This window comes from Robertmurraya phoenicis (assembly GCF_047302285.1).
Classification (GTDB): Bacteria; Bacillota; Bacilli; order Bacillales; family Cytobacillaceae; genus Robertmurraya.
Genome location: NZ_CP154845.1, coordinates 3,495,956 through 3,512,089 on the forward strand (window position 1 = coordinate 3,495,956; position 16,134 = coordinate 3,512,089).

At 39.1% G+C, this 16,134-nt stretch carries 14 protein-coding genes; 3 read left to right on the forward strand and 11 right to left on the reverse strand.

All coding sequences use genetic code 11. From position 1 onward, the window contains the following. Positions 1-210: 210 nt before the first annotated feature. The 6 genes from yhaM to AA0X71_RS17435 form a co-directional block, all read right to left on the reverse strand. Positions 211-1,155 carry a 3'-5' exoribonuclease YhaM gene (gene yhaM, locus AA0X71_RS17410; protein WP_413356571.1) on the reverse strand — a complete coding sequence of 315 codons (945 nt, stop codon included), beginning with the start codon at positions 1,153-1,155 and terminating at the stop codon, positions 211-213. A gap of 62 nt (positions 1,156-1,217) precedes the next feature. After that, positions 1,218-4,202, reverse strand: coding sequence for an AAA family ATPase (locus AA0X71_RS17415; RefSeq protein WP_413356572.1), 2,985 nt, complete (start codon positions 4,200-4,202; stop codon positions 1,218-1,220). Positions 4,203-4,215: 13 nt separating this feature from the next. Next, positions 4,216-5,424: a metallophosphoesterase family protein gene (locus AA0X71_RS17420; RefSeq protein ID WP_413356573.1), complete on the reverse strand. Its 1,209-nt coding sequence runs from the start codon at positions 5,422-5,424 to the stop codon at positions 4,216-4,218. A gap of 116 nt (positions 5,425-5,540) precedes the next feature. Beyond that, entirely contained in the window at positions 5,541-5,741 is a 201-nt protein-coding gene (locus tag AA0X71_RS17425) for a cold-shock protein (RefSeq protein WP_019153363.1), read from the reverse strand. A gap of 170 nt (positions 5,742-5,911) precedes the next feature. Then, the gene (locus AA0X71_RS17430; protein WP_413356574.1) at positions 5,912-7,168 is read right to left on the reverse strand and encodes an ABC transporter permease; all 1,257 of its coding nucleotides are present in this window, start codon (positions 7,166-7,168) and stop codon (positions 5,912-5,914) included. Next, a complete protein-coding gene (locus tag AA0X71_RS17435; protein WP_413356576.1) occupies positions 7,161-8,060 on the reverse strand; it encodes an ABC transporter ATP-binding protein in 900 nt (299 codons plus the stop codon). Before AA0X71_RS17435 ends, AA0X71_RS17430 begins: the two co-directional genes overlap by 8 nt. A 171-nt stretch (positions 8,061-8,231) precedes the next feature. On the opposite strand from AA0X71_RS17435, the gene AA0X71_RS17440 reads away from it, so the two are divergent. Next, positions 8,232-8,417, forward strand: a complete 186-nt coding sequence (locus AA0X71_RS17440) for a YhzD family protein (RefSeq protein WP_413356577.1) — start codon at positions 8,232-8,234, stop codon at positions 8,415-8,417. Between the two features lie 124 nt (positions 8,418-8,541). After that, a complete protein-coding gene (locus AA0X71_RS17445; protein WP_413356578.1) occupies positions 8,542-9,087 on the forward strand; it encodes an alpha/beta fold hydrolase in 546 nt (181 codons plus the stop codon). 247 nt (positions 9,088-9,334) lie between these two features. Here AA0X71_RS17445 and gabT read toward each other — a convergent pair whose 3' ends face one another. From gabT to AA0X71_RS17470, 5 genes are read right to left on the reverse strand one after another with little or no spacing between them, the layout of a single operon-like run. Then, entirely contained in the window at positions 9,335-10,687 is a 1,353-nt protein-coding gene (gabT, locus tag AA0X71_RS17450; protein ID WP_413356579.1) for a 4-aminobutyrate--2-oxoglutarate transaminase, read from the reverse strand. Between the two features lie 16 nt (positions 10,688-10,703). Beyond that, a complete protein-coding gene (locus AA0X71_RS17455) occupies positions 10,704-11,993 on the reverse strand; it encodes a peptidase (RefSeq protein ID WP_413356580.1) in 1,290 nt (429 codons plus the stop codon). Beyond that, a complete protein-coding gene (locus AA0X71_RS17460; protein WP_413356581.1) occupies positions 11,977-12,642 on the reverse strand; it encodes a 3-oxoacid CoA-transferase subunit B in 666 nt (221 codons plus the stop codon). The genes AA0X71_RS17455 and AA0X71_RS17460 overlap by 17 nt, the downstream gene beginning before the upstream one ends. Continuing rightward, positions 12,627-13,325, reverse strand: coding sequence for a 3-oxoacid CoA-transferase subunit A (locus AA0X71_RS17465; RefSeq protein ID WP_413356582.1), 699 nt, complete (start codon positions 13,323-13,325; stop codon positions 12,627-12,629). The genes AA0X71_RS17460 and AA0X71_RS17465 overlap by 16 nt, the downstream gene beginning before the upstream one ends. 17 nt (positions 13,326-13,342) lie before the next feature. Next, complete coding sequence (locus tag AA0X71_RS17470; protein ID WP_413356583.1) at positions 13,343-14,710, reverse strand: aspartate aminotransferase family protein; 1,368 nt, start codon at positions 14,708-14,710, stop codon at positions 13,343-13,345. Positions 14,711-14,883: 173 nt separating this feature from the next. Here AA0X71_RS17470 and AA0X71_RS17475 point away from each other — a divergent pair, with 173 nt between their 5' ends. Next, positions 14,884-16,113 carry a PucR family transcriptional regulator gene (locus AA0X71_RS17475; RefSeq protein WP_413356585.1) on the forward strand — a complete coding sequence of 410 codons (1,230 nt, stop codon included), beginning with the start codon at positions 14,884-14,886 and terminating at the stop codon, positions 16,111-16,113. Positions 16,114-16,134 lie beyond the last annotated feature (21 nt).

Here is a 16,134-nt window from a genome sequence, read left to right on the forward strand (position 1 = left end):
AATTTACTGCCAAGCAAAAAACAACAGAGAAAAGAGCTTGCTTATTCCATCCGTGCTACTGTACTGCGTATAAATCGGAATGGTCGGCATTAGGACCATTCCAAAAGCCACATTCCGTACGAAAAATCCTTATTAAAGAAAAACGGCAGACATTTTCGATCTTTATCGATTTTGTCTACCGTTTATATTCCCTTTTTAAAAAGGCATTCATTATTTATGAAACGTAGGTTTATAAAAGGCACGGTTGTCTAGTGCGAATACTCTTTCTGTGTATTCTCCTGGTTTGACGCGTTCGAGTGCACGGTCGAGCATGTTCATTTTGGCGTCAATATTGTCAATATAGTGGAGAATTTCAGCTTCTTTAATAAGCGGTGGCTTTGGACTACCCCACTCCGCTTTTCCATGATGGGATAATACTAAATGCTGAAGGACCAGAACTTCTTCACCAGAGATTCCGAGCTCGTTTGCCGCTTGGACAATTTCAGCTACCATAATATTAATATGACCTAGTAAATTTCCTTCCACCGTATAAGTAGTAGAAATTGGACCTGAAAGCTCAGTCACCTTACCTAAGTCATGAAGTAACACACCTGCGTACAGTAAATCTTTATCCAGACTTGGATACAACCCTGCAATCGCCTTTGCTAAGTCTAACATGCTTACCACATGGTAGGCTAAGCCTGAAACAAATTCATGATGGTTCTTCGTTGCTGCTGGGTACTCTAAGAAATCATCCTGATATTTTTTCAGTAGATGTCTTGTGATTCTTTGGATATTTGGGTTCTTCATTTCGAAGATATATTGTGTAATTTTGCTTAGCATTTCTTCCTTGCTTACTGGAGCTGTCAAAAGAAAGTCTGAAAGATTGACTCCATCTGTCGGAGTGGAAGGACGAATTTGCCGAAGTCTTAGCTGGTTTCTTCCACGATAATTTTGGATGTCACCTAACACCTTTACAATCTTCTCCGCACTATAGTTCTTTTCATCTGCGTCAGATGCATCCCATAGCTTTGCTTCTATTTCACCGCTTTGATCCTGCAAAATGAGGGTTAAGAAAGGTTTTCCATTGCTGGCAGTACCTTTTACAGAACTTTTAATTAGCAAAAACTTTTCTACTTGCTCCCCAACATCGTGCTGCAAAATACCTTTACTCATATGAACAGACGCCCCTTTCTATGAACCTATTATAGCATACGTTTAATGGTATTTAGTAAAAGCTATTGTATCGATATCCCTTTCTCACTGTCGGCAAGTTTGTCCATTTGCATGATTTCTTTCCCTTGAAAATGATTTAGTAAATGTTGATGGCATGTGAAAAAGAGAATCTGATTCTCCTCCATATTCTTTAATAAATCTATCACTTTGGACGTCCGAATATGGTCAAAATTAACAAAACTATCATCTATGATAATGGGAAAAGAATACTTTTTATAAATGGTCGTGGCAAGGGCAAGGCGTAATGAAACATATACTTGCTCAGTGGTCGCCTGACTCAATTCATTTGCTTCAAAGAGAAGATGATCCTTTCTTTCAATAAGAAATCCATTCGCTTCCGTTTTCGGCAAGATTCTTAAATAATTCCCATCTGTTAAAAAAGTGAGGTATTCTTCCGCTTTCTTGAGCATCGCAGGCAATCTTTCCTCCTTAAAGCGATTAACCGTTCTTTGCAGCATTTCTTTGGCCACCATAAGCTTGGCCCATTCCTTTGCCTCTTCATCTATCTCAGACTGGAGCTGTTTGTACTGATGGAGTAGTTCAGCATATACACCACCATCTTCTAGCAATGTAATTTGATGTTTTACATCTGCTAAAGTTTGTTGATGTATTTGAATTTCTTCTTTCAAAGCATTCATGTTAGATTGCGATGCTTCTTTCTCTTCTTGTGGATCAACCATTTCCATTTCTTCTACGTGGAGAGAGGATAGTTGAAGTTGCTTCGATAACTCATCCATTTTTAAAGTGATTTGCTGCATTTTCTCTGCTTCTTTTCCCTTTAATCGATACTCTTCCTCCGAAGTTACTTCGGCCATCTTAAATAACCTAACTCTCTCCGTATCAAGATGCTCATATTCTTGCTTTATATGTTCTAGTTGTTCCGTTATATCCTGAAGCTTTCCAAGCAATCCCTCATACTTTTGCTTTTTCACAAATTCTCTTTTCAGCGTTTCCTTCAATAAATACGCCTTTTCTACAACCGATTGAGGTGGCGCTGTAAGCAGAAGTTTGCTTAGGTGTTCCAATCTATCTTCAAAGCTCTGTATGTTTGTTTCCTTATTTTCTAGTTGAGTGAGAATATCTCGTTCTTCCTTTTTCAGCTCTTTCCATTTTGAAAGCAACAGAAAGGCCTCATGAATATGGTTTAAAGCGATCTCCTCTGGCAAGTAAAGCTCTTGTCCTAGTTCGGATAAATACTTTTCGTGTTCTCTTACTTCTTGCTCCCAATTTTCATAAGCATGAAGGACTTTTTCATATTGGGTATTTTCTTGGTCCCATTTAATTTGGAAAATTGTTAACTGATCCTTTAGTGCTTGATCACGCTTTAATTGCTCCGTCAACAGAGAAATATCAGAGGCAGAATAATCCTTCATTTCCATCTGAAGTGCTGCCTCCTCTTCTTTTAAAGCATGAAACTCCTCCTCCATTTCTTTTTGACGAGTCTTTTTTCGTAGGAATAACATGTAAAGGGAAAAGCTCAAGCCCACAGCACCAATCACCATCAGGCCCCATTGGTCTTGAAGAAATCCCCAAATCGTTAACATTACAAAGAGAACACCTAAAAAAAGAAATTGTATTCGATTGAATTGAAGCTGTTCCTTCTCTTTTTTTACATTCATTTTTAAGAGATGCATTTTATCCCCTACACTATGAAGCTCTCTTTCTAACAAGTCCTTTCTTTTCCAGCGTTGTAGCTTTTGTTCCTTATCTTCACGAACGGCATCAGGTAATAAGTCCTCCTGAAGTTGCTGGATTTGAAGCTCTAGTCTTTCCATTTCCTCTTGCTCTTTGGCAAATTGTTCATCAAGCTCCCGTTTCCGTTCTTTTAGGCGCGCCTGACGTTTCTCTGCATCAGCCGTTTTTTCTTTCATAAAAATACTAGTGTTCACTTGCAAATACTGCTCTTCATCGAGTGATAGATGAAGCATCTCCTCAACCTCTTCGATTTTTTCAAGCGTCTGTTTTCGCTTGATTTGCCACTGCTCGACTTCTTCTTTCATCTGCTGATATAGAATCCCCTGGTCAAGAACCATTTGAATGTCAGATTCTTTTTCTAACAGCCGTTCGTCTGGTTCATGTAGACGTAATTCTTCTTCTACTTTCATTTTCCGCTCAGTTAATGACTTCATTTGTCCTTCTAACGGCTTTAATAGCTGTTGTAATTGCTCCAAGCGGGAAAGCCCATCAACTGGAAACAAATCTCCTTTTAAGTCCTCTAACTGTGTTTCAAGCAGTCTTCTTTCTTTGACGATGGGTGACAGCTTCTCCCATTCTTCTAGTTCCTGCATTTTTCTATGTAGCCTGTACATCTCATTTTGCTTTTCTTGAATGGTCTGCTCAAGATGCTCTCTTTCATTGAGAAGCACTCCATATCGTTCATTTTCTTGCTCAGCTTTTTTTAGTTCTTGATGTGCACTTTTGATTTCGTTTAATTTTTCGTTAATGCTCGGCTTTTTTCCATTTGGCTTGAAGCGACTCTCCATTTCCTTTTGTAGCTCAGTCTCTGCAATTAGCAACCGGTCTGTTCCAAGCGTCCCAGTAGAAAAAAGAAATTTCCCTAAATCTTCTCCCTTTAATTGATGGACATTTTGCAACCCATGTATATTAAAGGAAAAGATCGACTGGTATAGGCTTTTATCCATTCGAGAAAGGAGCTCCTTAAGCAAATCTTCTCCGCCAGTGGTTCCGTCAGCCAACACGACCGTCACATCCCCTACTGCCTTCCCTTTTACACGCTCGACTGTCGCTGTCCCTTTTGCAAACTCAAGTACCAATTGTCCACCATATTTGGAGCCTTTCTTCGGCTCATAGCGCAATTCATTTTGTTGCTTTGTAGGAAAGCCAAATAGCATGCTATGTATAAAAGACATAATGGTCGATTTTCCCGCTTCATTTTCTCCATAAAACACATTCAAGTCTTGAAATTCTGTGATGCTAATATTTTCGAGTTTTCCGTACCCATAAATGTGGAGCTCTTTTATTTTCACCCTTCACACCTCCTTATTCCTTTAGTAACTTCTCCATTAACATCGTTTCTGCATTTAACGTGATTTCTTTCAAATCATTTTCCGTAAGTGTCGATAAATATTTCCTTGCACTCGGGTGCTTATAAAGTGTGGCCAAGGTTTCTTCGATATTGGTAAAACGATCCATCGTTTGGAACAGCTCTCCATAAAAATCAGAATCCTGTGCAAGTTCCTCACGATTCCATGAAATTTTCTCCTCAGCTTGTACACGAATGACCCACACAAATGAATCCTCTTCTTTTTCCCCTTCCTGAAAGATATCTAGTAGATCACCAATGAGTGCAGAATCACGTTTTTTCAAGTAATTGATTTTTAATGTTGCCAGGACACCTCGTCCATCCAATCGGAGACCATCTATTTCCTCAACACATTGACGATACAATTCATCAAAGGTCGATATATTCTTAGCATCAATTTCTAGTTCCGTCCATATAATCTCACTTGTTTCAATAAAATCAAGCTGCACTTCAGATTCATTTAGCTCAACCAAATAACAGCCTTTCATCCCTTGTTCTTTTCGATGTCTTCCTTGCGTATTCCCTGGATAGATAATCGGTGGCTCTTCATGAAGAATCGTTCTCTGATGAATATGCCCCAATGCCCAGTAATGAAAATCCTTTTCGAGTAACTCCTTCACCTCGAAAGGAGCATAATTACCATGATTAGAACTTCCCTCTAGGTTTCCATGAAGAATTCCAATATGAAAATCGGCTCCTTCTTTTCGCTTGTAATCTTGAATCTTTCGTTCAAACACATGTCTTTCTGGATAGCTGAAACCGTACAAATGGACCTTTGATCCGTTTTGTGCGGTAAAAACTTTTGTTTCTACATCCTTGCCAAAAACATGAACATGGCTAGGAAGTCCCATTTTCGTCCAGTTTCCTCCTAGATGATCATGGTTTCCATGAACGATAAAGACCTCTATTTTCTCCTTTTGTAATCGTTCTAATTGTTTTCGTAAAAACACTTGAGCTCTTACACTTCGATCTTCAAGATCAAATAAATCTCCAGCTAAAATAATAAAGTCAACTTGATGTTGAATGGCAGCACTTACTAAATGTTCAACAGCTCTAAAAGTACTCTCCAGTATTCTTTTAAAAATAGCGTTCGGTAATGACTGCAAACCGAGCATTGGACTATCGATATGTAAATCTGCTCCGTGGATAAACTTCACATTTTCCATATTCATTCCCCACTAATAGTTTTCCTATATCATACCACAAAAGCGAATATACGTTCTAGTATAAGACATATAAAAAAGCAGACTCATAAATGAGCCTGCTTGAAAGTTCGAATGAATTAAGCTTTGTTAACGTTAGCAGCTTGAGGTCCACGAGCACCTTGTTCTACGTCAAAAGTTACTGCTTGACCTTCTTCAAGAGTTTTGAAACCTTCGCCTTGGATAGCTGAGAAATGAACGAATACATCTTCTCCACCTTCACGCTCGATAAATCCGAAACCTTTTTCTGCGTTAAACCATTTTACTTTACCATTTTCCATGTATGTTGCCTCCTATGTGCGTTAAGCGCACAAATGTATTACTATTCTTGCTCTTCCAGGCGAAAATATATAATTCTTCCCTTAATTTCTGAACAAAAATAATTCTTACTTAGAATAACAGAATAAAATGGAAAACGCAAGTAAACTTATATATTCCCATAAAATAACTTTTAATTTTTATCCGACTTTGTTAGCTGGAGCGCTTTTTTGATATCTTTGAAGGAGCTTGTTTTCCCGTACATTAACACTCCTCCTTTATAGACCCTTGCTCCAAATACTGCTAACACGATAATGGAGACAAGTAAAATGGCAATACCAAGAATCGGTTCCCAGGCTGGTAGAGTTAGCATTCCAACACGCATGAACATGAGCATTGGTGTGAAGAACGGAATATAAGACGTTGCAGTCACAAATGGCGCATCAGGTTTTCCAAGACCAAACATGGCAATCATAAATCCAGCCACGACTAATAAAGTCATTGGTGTAATCATTTGCTGCACATCTTCAATTCTGCTGACAAGCGACCCTAAAAATGCCGCTAATGTAGCATAGAGAAAATAACCTAAAATAAAGAAGACAACCGCATAAACAATCGTAGATACAGGAATATCACCGAATCCGAATGCGCTAAAGAAGCCACCTTCCATGGATTCAAGATTTTGCTTAATGGAAAAATATCCTACCCCTAACAAAAGAGCCAGTTGAGTTAAGCTTAATAGTCCAATCCCGAGAATTTTAGCAAACATTTGCTTAATCGGAGATACACTTGAAATTAAAATTTCCATCACACGTGAAGACTTTTCAGTTGCCACTTCCATTGCAATCATATTGGCATACATAATAACCGCAAAGTAGATAACAAATAATAGCACATAGACAAGTCCTCTAGCCTGATTTAACTCTTCTTCTGTTTTCGCATTTTCCGCTAGTGCCACTCTTTCCATCGGAACTGGCTCATAAAGGGCTGCAAGTTGTTCCTGTGATAAATTAATCTGACTTGCAGCCATCTGCGTTTTGATTTGCTGAAGACCTGATTGCAGCGCGGAAGAAGAATTCGTATCAGAAATACTCATTGACTTGTACGTCGCGACCGGTAAACTAGCTTCATCAAATCCTAAAACTAATAATCCACTATAGTCTCCTTCCTCAACTGCTTTTTCACCATCTGCGAGTTCTTTATCATAATGTTCTAATACAATCTCACTATCCATCACTGTTAACTGTTCTTGAAGTGGCCCTAACAGTTGATTGGTTTCATCAATTACAGCGATCTTTTCTTGGTCATCCTTATTAAAAAACTCGATAATATTCGCCATATTCGAGAGACCGACGACAATCGCTAATGTTAAAATAGTCGTCACAACAAATGATTTCGTTTTCACCTTACTCATATATGTGTGCGATAAGATAATCCAGAAATTATTCATAAGAAGCACCTACCTTCTCGATAAAAATATCATTCAAAGAAGGCTCTTCAAGCACAAATCTTCGAACAAACCCTTTTCCGACAATATCCTTTAAAATCTTTTCTGCCACATACTCTCCTTCAATTTGCAAATGAACCCCTTCTGGCGTACGCTTCACTTTCGTAACTCCTGGGAAGCTCTCAAAACCTGTTAAATCAAAATCTGCATGAATGATTAGATTTTTCTTCCCATAGGCTCTTTTAATTTCCCGTAAGGACCCATGAACGACAGGACTTCCACGGTGCATAATACATAAATGCTCACACATCTCTTCTACATGTTCCATCCGATGACTGGAAAACACAATGGTCGTACCCTGCTCCTTAATTTCAAGGACTGCTTCTTTTAACTGCTCAACATTAACTGGATCAAGCCCACTAAATGGTTCATCAAGGATGAGTAACTTTGGCTTATGTAGAATAGCTGCAATAAATTGAATTTTTTGTTGGTTTCCTTTTGAAAGCTCTTCTACACGCTTATCTAAATACTCAGGTACTTTAAAGCGCGTCAGCCATTTCTTTAATTCCTCTAATGCATCTTCTTTATTCATTCCTCTGAGTCTAGCCAGATAGACCAATTGATCCTTTACTTTTAATTTCGGGTAAAGGCCACGCTCTTCAGGCAGGTAACCAATAATCGGGCTTGTTTCATAATTAATTGGCTTTCCATTCCATGTAACCTTTCCTTCACTAGCATCCAGAAGCCCTAATATCATTCTAAAGGTCGTTGTTTTTCCAGCACCATTGGCTCCTAGAAAGCCAAACATTTCCTTCTCTGGAATCGCAATTGAGAGATTATCTACGGCCGTAAAACTTCCAAATCGCTTTGAGACATTTTCTAATTTTAAAACCATTTTGCTACCTCCTCTTCTCACTTAGTGTATACGAAATAAGAAGAAAAAAGGTTCATTTTCTATCGTTTTTTCTTTTTGCAATATTTTTATTATTATGTAAAAATGAAGTTGTTAAAGCGCTATCAGACCTACTTAAATCATTAATTTTACGAATAAAGGGGAATCTTGATCATGAAAATCTATAAATTGACGGCATTTGAAGCAAACGGGGAGAAAATTTTAGACGAAGCATTTGAAGCAGCAAACGATCAAGAAGCAAAGCAAATTGGAGAAAAGATGCTGAGCGAAAAAGGAGCACTTGAAAAAACACATCGTTGTACCTCTCCAACTGGACAGTTGTTATTATTTCATATGTAAAAGCTGACAAATAATTTATTAAGTAGTTCAATTATTGTGGAGAAAAGTTAAATTAACAAGCTAAACCGTACCTTATTATAATCTCTTTAAAATACTATTTAATCTATTCGAAAGCGGTCATTTTATGAACAGGTATACACCTGAAATTAATGGCAAATCAAGTATTAGTGTTTTAGAAAGTGTAGCTATCGGTGGTATAGAGCAGTGGGTTTTAATTCGAGGAGAGAGTATTAACAATCCAATTGTTCTTTTTCTACATGGTGGTCCAGGAAATGCTCAAATTGGATGGGCTCCCAAATTCCAATCAAATTTAGAAAGAAACTTTATAGTTGTTAACTGGGACCAACGTGGTTCTGGATTATCTTATTTTGAAGGAATTCCTGAAGAATCAATGAATATAAATCAATTTATTCAAGATGCATACGAGCTCACAATTTATTTATTAAATAAATTTAAAAAGAATAAAATATTCATTGTAGGCCATTCGTGGGGAACTATTATTGGTATGCCTTTAATACAAAAACATCCTCACTTATTTCATGCTTATATTGGAGTAGGACAGAGCGTGGATTTACAACGTGGTGAGTTGTTAAGTTATGAATATACGTTGGAGTATGCAAAGAATAACAATAGACGAAGAAAAAATAGTATTCAATGGCTTAGCACATAACATCCCTTTTGAAGACCCTAAATTATTTAGTGATACACTATATAAGCTTTCTCAGCGTTATAAAGATTAATAGATTTTTTTAATGGGACTACATTTCCCATAAATATATGCCTTAAAATATGTTCTAGAAGTATAAGTATTTTTACCATTTGGTAGCTATTCTTCAGAAAAGGATAGGCTCTAGCGGGCAATCTCTAAAGTCCTATCCTAAGATATTTCTTTTTTAACTTTTATACAGATACAAAGATTATGCTTCTTCCCTTAAATCTAGCATCACCTCTTTTAACACACCTAAGCCTTCGAGGAGTTGCTCATCTGTTATGACAAGAGGACTTAAAATACGAATGATATTCCCATATAATCCGGCACTCATTAAGATTAATCCTCGCTTATGGGCATCCTGGAGAATTTCCCCTGTAAGTTCCTTATCTGGTTCTTTACCACTTCGATTCTTCACAATTTCAATCGAAGTCATCGCCCCTAATGTCCGAACTTCACCAATGAACGGAATATCATCCTGAATCACCCTGAAAAATTGAACAATTGTCTCCCCTATTTTGTTCGCTCTCTCTGGGAGATTCTCTTTTTCCATCATTTTGATCACCTCTAGGGCAGCCACACAGCCAAGGGGACTTCCTCCATATGTCCCACCTATCTCACCACTTAATGGGGCATCCATTATCTCTGCTTTACCCGTTACTGCGCTTATCGGGAGACCTGCGGCAATCGATTTTGACATCGTCATTAAGTCTGGTACGACTTCAAAATGCTCCATCGCAAACATTTTTCCCGTTCTTCCAAAACCAGTCTGGACCTCATCGGCTATAAAAAGAATGCCATGTTCCATACAAATTTGTTTCACTTTTTGAATAAAGTTTTTCGAAGGGATAACAAATCCGCCTTCTCCTTGAACAGGTTCCATAATTACTGCAGCGACGTCTTCTGCAGGCACCTCACTTAAGAAAAAGGTCTGAAATTGCTTGATAATTTGCTCGTCAACCTCATCTCTCGTCATCTCTTCAGGCGCACGATAATAATAAGGATATGGCATTTTATACGTATCTGGCGCAAATGGTCCAAAGCCATTCTTGTACGGTTTGACTTTACTAGTTAGCGACATGGCCATATACGTTCTACCATGGAAGCCACGTTCAAAGGAAATGATTGCTCTTCTACCAGTATATTTACGAGCAATTTTAATGGCATTTTCAACTGCTTCTGCCCCACTACTGAGAAAAAAAGTCTTTTTCTTATGCGTTCCTGGAGTGAGCGCATTTAATTTCGCTGCTAACTCGATATAGGGCTCATACATCATGACATGGAAGCATGGATGTAAGTACTTCTCCAATTGTGCCTTTAATGCCTCAACAACTGACGGGGGACAATGACCTGCATTTAATGAACCAATTGCTCCTGCAAAATCGATCAATGTATTCCCATCCACATCTGTGACTATGGCGCCTTCCCCTTTTTCAATAAAAGAATGAATGGTATTAAATGGCCCTCGCGGGATATGTTCCTCTCTTCTTTTAAGTAGTTCTTTCGCTTTTGGTCCAGGAATTGAAGTAACTAATTGAATAGACTCCGTTTTCATCGTCATAAATAAGCCTCCTTATCTATTTTCCTGCTAAACTCGAATGATCGATTTCACACCATTCCAGCAACGTTAAGGCGATGATTTCGGCTACTACAAATACTTTATCGAGTTCAATATATTCATTTGAAAAGTGAGCCATCTCTGTCACACCAGGGCCAAAAACAATGGTCGGTGTGTCACCAACATTCGTTAACAGACCGCCATCTGTCCCCCACGGAGATGCCTCAATAATAGGCGGCTGTTCTAATACATCCTCATATTTATCAACGAGAATCTTCATCAACTCATGCTCCTGTTCGATGGCACCTGGTAGCCACTGCGCCCCAAACCATTGTAACTGAGGGGGATATTGTTCAAACCATGAGTCGAGGTTCTTTAAATCCCCCAACCACTTTGCCATTTCTACTTTTGCTTCGTCCATCGTTTCCTCAGGTGAAACACCCATCCGTCCTTCAATTTGTACTAAATCGGCGACAGATGATGGCCAATCTCCACCAGAAATTTTTCCAATATTAATCGGAAAAGGAATTGGAATTGCTTCGTAAAGGGGGTCCTCCACTCTTTCATTACGAACTTTTTCTAATTGTAAAATATGATTGACAACGGTCATGCTTTTTTCAATCGCACTCACTCCTTCATAGCGAGTCCCCCCATGAGCTGATTGGCCTTTAACTTGAATTCGAAACCACATAGAGCCTTGTTGTTTCGGAAACACCTTCAAGTTCGTAGGTTCAGGAATTAGGGCGGCGTCCGCTTTATAGCCCCTTAAAATTGTCGCCAGTGTACCCGCTCCACCACTTTCCTCTTCAATGACGCTTTCGAATAACACATCTCCTTTTAATCGAAATCCTAATGCTTGAATCGCTTGAATGGCCAAGAGAAGAGAGACATTGCCGCCCTTCATATCCGTCGTACCGCGACCATACATTTTTCCGTCCACAATTTCCCCGCTGTATGGATCGTTTTCCCATTTATTCAAATCCCCTTCAGGAACAACATCAATATGCCCATTAAGAATAATCGAGCGTCCTCCCCCTGTACCTTTTAAGACGCCGACGACATTAGGACTGCCCGAAAATTCCGTTCTTGGTGATGTGAAAAATGGATGGTCCGCTAGTTCCTTGCCATCAGGCTCCCACACATCTACCTCAAGTCCCATCCGATAAAGCTCCTTGACCACTAGCTCTTGTACGTCTCTTTCAATTCCTTGTGTACTTTTTGCTTGCACGAATTGTTGTAAAAGATCAATGCCTCTTTCCTGATTGGATGTAAGCCAATTCTTCAACTGTTCCTTAATCGCTGTAACCATCTTTCTCCTCCTTCCTAATTAATCTCGCTCCTGTTTTTTCCCTCACATCTTTTTCCGTAAAAGGTTCCATCACTTCTTTTAAAACCAAACCCTCTTCTGTCACTTCCATTACCGCCATATCGGTAATGATTAAGTCTACACATCTTCTTGCGGTTAAAGGTAAAGTACATTCTGGTAAAATTTTCGGCTCTCCAAGTTTATTGACATGGCTCATTAAAACGATGACTTTTTTTGCTTTCTCAGCCAATTCCATTCCGCCGCCGATCCCTGGAACTCTTTTCCCTGGGATCACCCAATTGGCTAAATTCCCCTTCTCACTGACCTCAAGTCCACCTAAAATGGTGACATCTAAATACCCTCCACGAATCATGGCAAAAGCGGTAGCACTGTCAAAATAAGATGCACCTGGAATAATCGAGACGGGAAATCCGCCTGCATTGCACAGCATCCCATCCTCTTCTCCTTTTAGTGGCGAAGGTCCCATCCCAAGGACTCCATTCTCAGCATGAAATAAGACATCTATTTCGGGAGGGAGAAAATTAGGCACAAGAGAAGGGATCCCGATCCCTAAATTGACGATCATTCCATCTTTTATTTCCTTTGCTGCACGACGAGCAATTCGATGGCGTACCTCTATTCCCATGCCCATTTCCAATCAACCCCCTTACTTTCCACAATGAAATCGACATAAATACCTGGCGTAATAATACATTCTGGGTCAAGTTCACCTGGGGCTACGATTTCATCAGCCTCTGCAATCGTGATTTGCCCCGCAGTTGCAACTAGTGGATTCGTGTTTCTTGCACTTTTGTCATAGACAAGATTTCCGAAAGTGTCAGCTTTTTTGGCATGGACAATCGCCACATCTGCTCGAAGAGGCATCTCAATTAAGTATGTTTTTCCATCGATTTCTATCTTTTTTTTTCCATTGTCAATCATGCTTCCAATTCCAATATCAGAAAGAATTCCTCCAAGTCCCGCACCACCAGCCCGTATTCTCTCCGCTAATATCCCTTGTGGGCAAAACTCCACCTTCATCTTCCCTTCGACCATTAGCTTTCCTGCAACCGGATTAGAGCCTATATGGGTAGTAATTAATTTTTTCACACGTTCAGCGCTCACCATTCGCCCAATTCCAATATCGGGAAAACCAGCATCATTTCCAATGAGAGTTAAATCTTTGACCTCTTTGTTGAGAATCCCATTGATTAATGTAGGAGGGTTTCCCACTCCTCCAAAACCGCCAAACATTAAGACACACCCGTCATTAATAAAAGATAGTGCATGTTCCAACGTGGTCAACTTTGACTTCTTTCTTGCTCCCTCTTCCATATCGCCCCTCCATTCCTTTAACTGATTGAGTCGTATCTGTTATCAAGCGAGAATCCATTTTGAATATCGTCCAAAGTCTCTTTAAAAATGTTCACTAATTGATCAATCTCTTGCTTATTAATGGTCAGCGGAGGCGAGATAATGATAGCGTCCCCTGCTCCACCTTCTATCCCCGCTGAAGCTGGATAGATTAATAGTCCCTTATCCCTTGCCAATGTGACAATCGCATTCGTTAAATCAAGATCCTTACGAAAAGGAAATTTACTAAAATAGTTCTCTACAAATTCAACGCCAATCATTAAGCCCTTCCCTCGAACATCGCCTATTATGGGAATATGTTGGGCTATTTTTTGCAGTTCTTTTAGAAGATACGCTCCATTTTCTTCCGCCTTTTCCACTAGATTATGCTTTTCGATATACTCTAGAACCGCTAAGGATACAGCGGCTGATTGGGGATTGGCACTATATGTGTGCCCACTCATAATGACCTTCGAACCTTGCCGAATCGGTTCCATTACTTTTCCACTGACAAGTGTAGCCGCAATCGGGGTATAACCAGCACTCATTCCTTTTCCTAATGTGATGATGTCTGGCTGCACTCCCCAGTGCTCCATCGCCAGCATTTTTCCGGTCCGTCCGATTCCTGTCATGACTTCATCAGCAATCAATAGAATACTATATTTGTCACAAATTTCTTTAATACGGTCGTAATATCGATCAGGTGGAATAATAACAGCTCCAGCAGCGCCAATGATTGGTTCTGCTATAAATGCTGCTATATGGTCTGCCCCTATCCGTTGAATGGCCGTTTCAAGCTCAGTTGCACATTTCAACTGACAGCCTGGATACGTCTCATAGAAAGGACAGCGATAACAATAAGGGGCTGGTATCGTTGGTAAATCATCTAAAAGGGAAACGAACCTTCTTCGCCTTTCAGAATGACCAGATAGGGATAATGATCCCATTGTGATCCCATGATAACTAGTCCATCTAGAAATCACTTTATTCTTCGCCTGCTTCCCTTGCTCTTGCCAATACTGAATCGCAATTTTCATCGCTGTCTCCGTCGCTTCAGAACCACTGTTAACGAAAAAGGAGCAATATCCTCCATTTTTAATAAAATTGATATTGCTCAGTTTTTCGGCTAATTTTTCCGCCTCTTCGGTTGCAAATTGTGAGCGATAGACAAATGAAATTTTCCTTGCTTGTTTGATCATCGCTTCGATTATTTCAGGAACGGCATGACCAATACTAGCAGTTACGGCTCCTGAAGAACCATCTATATATTGCTTATTCTCATCATCGTAAATATAAATTCCTTTTCCATACACTGCTGTAGGATAATGACCATCTAATAATGGCTTAATTAAAAATGACTTATCCATGACTGCACTCGCCTCCTATGGGGAGTTTCTAATTTTCATTTAATTCTGATAATAATATCTTATTTGAAGAAATGACTAATTGATATACGCCAAACTAATGAAAATTAGTGGTCGTTTATTATACAATATGTATAAGTACTTCCTTTAAATGTTAGATTGGTGGGATGTAGTCAATGAGCATAAGTGTACATGAAGCCATTTCTCTTCCAGTGATGAAAGATGCCACAATAAGAGGTGGGGAAAATGGTCTCCATAATCAAATAAAATGGGTCACGATCGTAGAAGTAATCGAAGACATTAATCGGTTTCAAGAAGGGGAATTTTTAATTACGACAGGCTATGGCTTAAACGAGCACAGTTCTCATTTTCAGAGATTACTAGCGATGAACCAACTCTCAGGGGTCGCCATATACAGTGGCTTTTATCTCCAAGAAATTCCACAGGTTTTTATCGAAATCGCCAATCAACACCAGTTACCACTTATCGAGCTTCCAACACATCTGAATTTTTCAACCGTCACAAAAAGCATCCTCCAGCAAATCTTAAATAAACAGATGGAATTATTAAAAGAAGAAGCAGTGAAGCAAACGCAAATTCGATTACGAGGAGAATTTTTAGAAGAAATCATTAATCGAAGCTTTCAATCCTCCTCTATCATCATCGAAAGAGGGAAGACGCTCGGATACAATCTCTCTCTCCATCACGCTGTCCTGCATATTAAATTGGAGCAATATAAGGACAATGAGCTTTTTAAGCGTTTTGTTGAAGTCCTTTATAACGACACTTTTACCTACATGGATAGAGCGAATAGACAATTTCTGCTCCGAACGAGATTAGATGGACTGATCATCCTTACCCAGATCAAGGTAGATAAAGATGGAAGCTTTAAACAAGATAGTCTTAAGCTAACGAAGAATTTACTTGAAAACTGGAAACGACGTCACCCTGATATTCCTATAACGATTGGGGTTGGAAAAACCTATAAGAATGTTAATCAATTAAGTGACAGTGCCAACGAGGCCAAGTATGCAGTCGATTTATCCGGCCTTTTATTATCAAAAAAGGAAATCATTCATTATGACGATCTCGCAACCTTTCACTTATTGCTACAAATGAAGGAACTCGGGATCAGCTTAGAGGATTTTTACGAAGAAAAAATTGGTGAATTATTAAAAAAAAGCAAACAAGGAATTGATTACATTCAAACATTAGACATGTATTTCAAATATAATCTTAATCTACAAACAACAGCAGCTCACCTTTATATCCATCGCCATACGTTAAAATACCGCCTTCAGCAAATTGAAAATCGAAGCGGGTATGATTTAAGTTCTGCTGATGAAAGGCTGACCCTTCAATTAGCAATTGCCGCCTATAAACTTGAACAATATTATAATCAGTAATAATAGGCCTGGAATAGATTA

Excerpts from the sequence above, each read along its gene's own strand:
- AA0X71_RS17475 (WP_413356585.1), top strand. The coding sequence starts at position 14,884 with ATGAGCATAAGTGTACATGAAGCCATTTCTCTTCCAGTGATGAAAGAT.
- gabT (WP_413356579.1), bottom strand. The coding sequence starts at position 10,687 with ATGACGATGAAAACGGAGTCTATTCAATTAGTTACTTCAATTCCTGGA.
- AA0X71_RS17435 (WP_413356576.1), bottom strand. The coding sequence starts at position 8,060 with ATGGTTTTAAAATTAGAAAATGTCTCAAAGCGATTTGGAAGTTTTACG.
- AA0X71_RS17460 (WP_413356581.1), bottom strand. The coding sequence starts at position 12,642 with ATGGGCATGGGAATAGAGGTACGCCATCGAATTGCTCGTCGTGCAGCA.
- AA0X71_RS17425 (WP_019153363.1), bottom strand. The coding sequence starts at position 5,741 with ATGGAAAATGGTAAAGTAAAATGGTTTAACGCAGAAAAAGGTTTCGGA.
- AA0X71_RS17465 (WP_413356582.1), bottom strand. The coding sequence starts at position 13,325 with ATGGAAGAGGGAGCAAGAAAGAAGTCAAAGTTGACCACGTTGGAACAT.
- AA0X71_RS17455 (WP_413356580.1), bottom strand. The coding sequence starts at position 11,993 with ATGGTTACAGCGATTAAGGAACAGTTGAAGAATTGGCTTACATCCAAT.
- AA0X71_RS17420 (WP_413356573.1), bottom strand. The coding sequence starts at position 5,424 with ATGGAAAATGTGAAGTTTATCCACGGAGCAGATTTACATATCGATAGT.
- yhaM (WP_413356571.1), bottom strand. The coding sequence starts at position 1,155 with ATGAGTAAAGGTATTTTGCAGCACGATGTTGGGGAGCAAGTAGAAAAG.
- AA0X71_RS17470 (WP_413356583.1), bottom strand. The coding sequence starts at position 14,710 with ATGGATAAGTCATTTTTAATTAAGCCATTATTAGATGGTCATTATCCT.
- AA0X71_RS17440 (WP_413356577.1), top strand. The coding sequence starts at position 8,232 with ATGAAAATCTATAAATTGACGGCATTTGAAGCAAACGGGGAGAAAATT.
- AA0X71_RS17430 (WP_413356574.1), bottom strand. The coding sequence starts at position 7,168 with ATGAATAATTTCTGGATTATCTTATCGCACACATATATGAGTAAGGTG.
- AA0X71_RS17445 (WP_413356578.1), top strand. The coding sequence starts at position 8,542 with ATGAACAGGTATACACCTGAAATTAATGGCAAATCAAGTATTAGTGTT.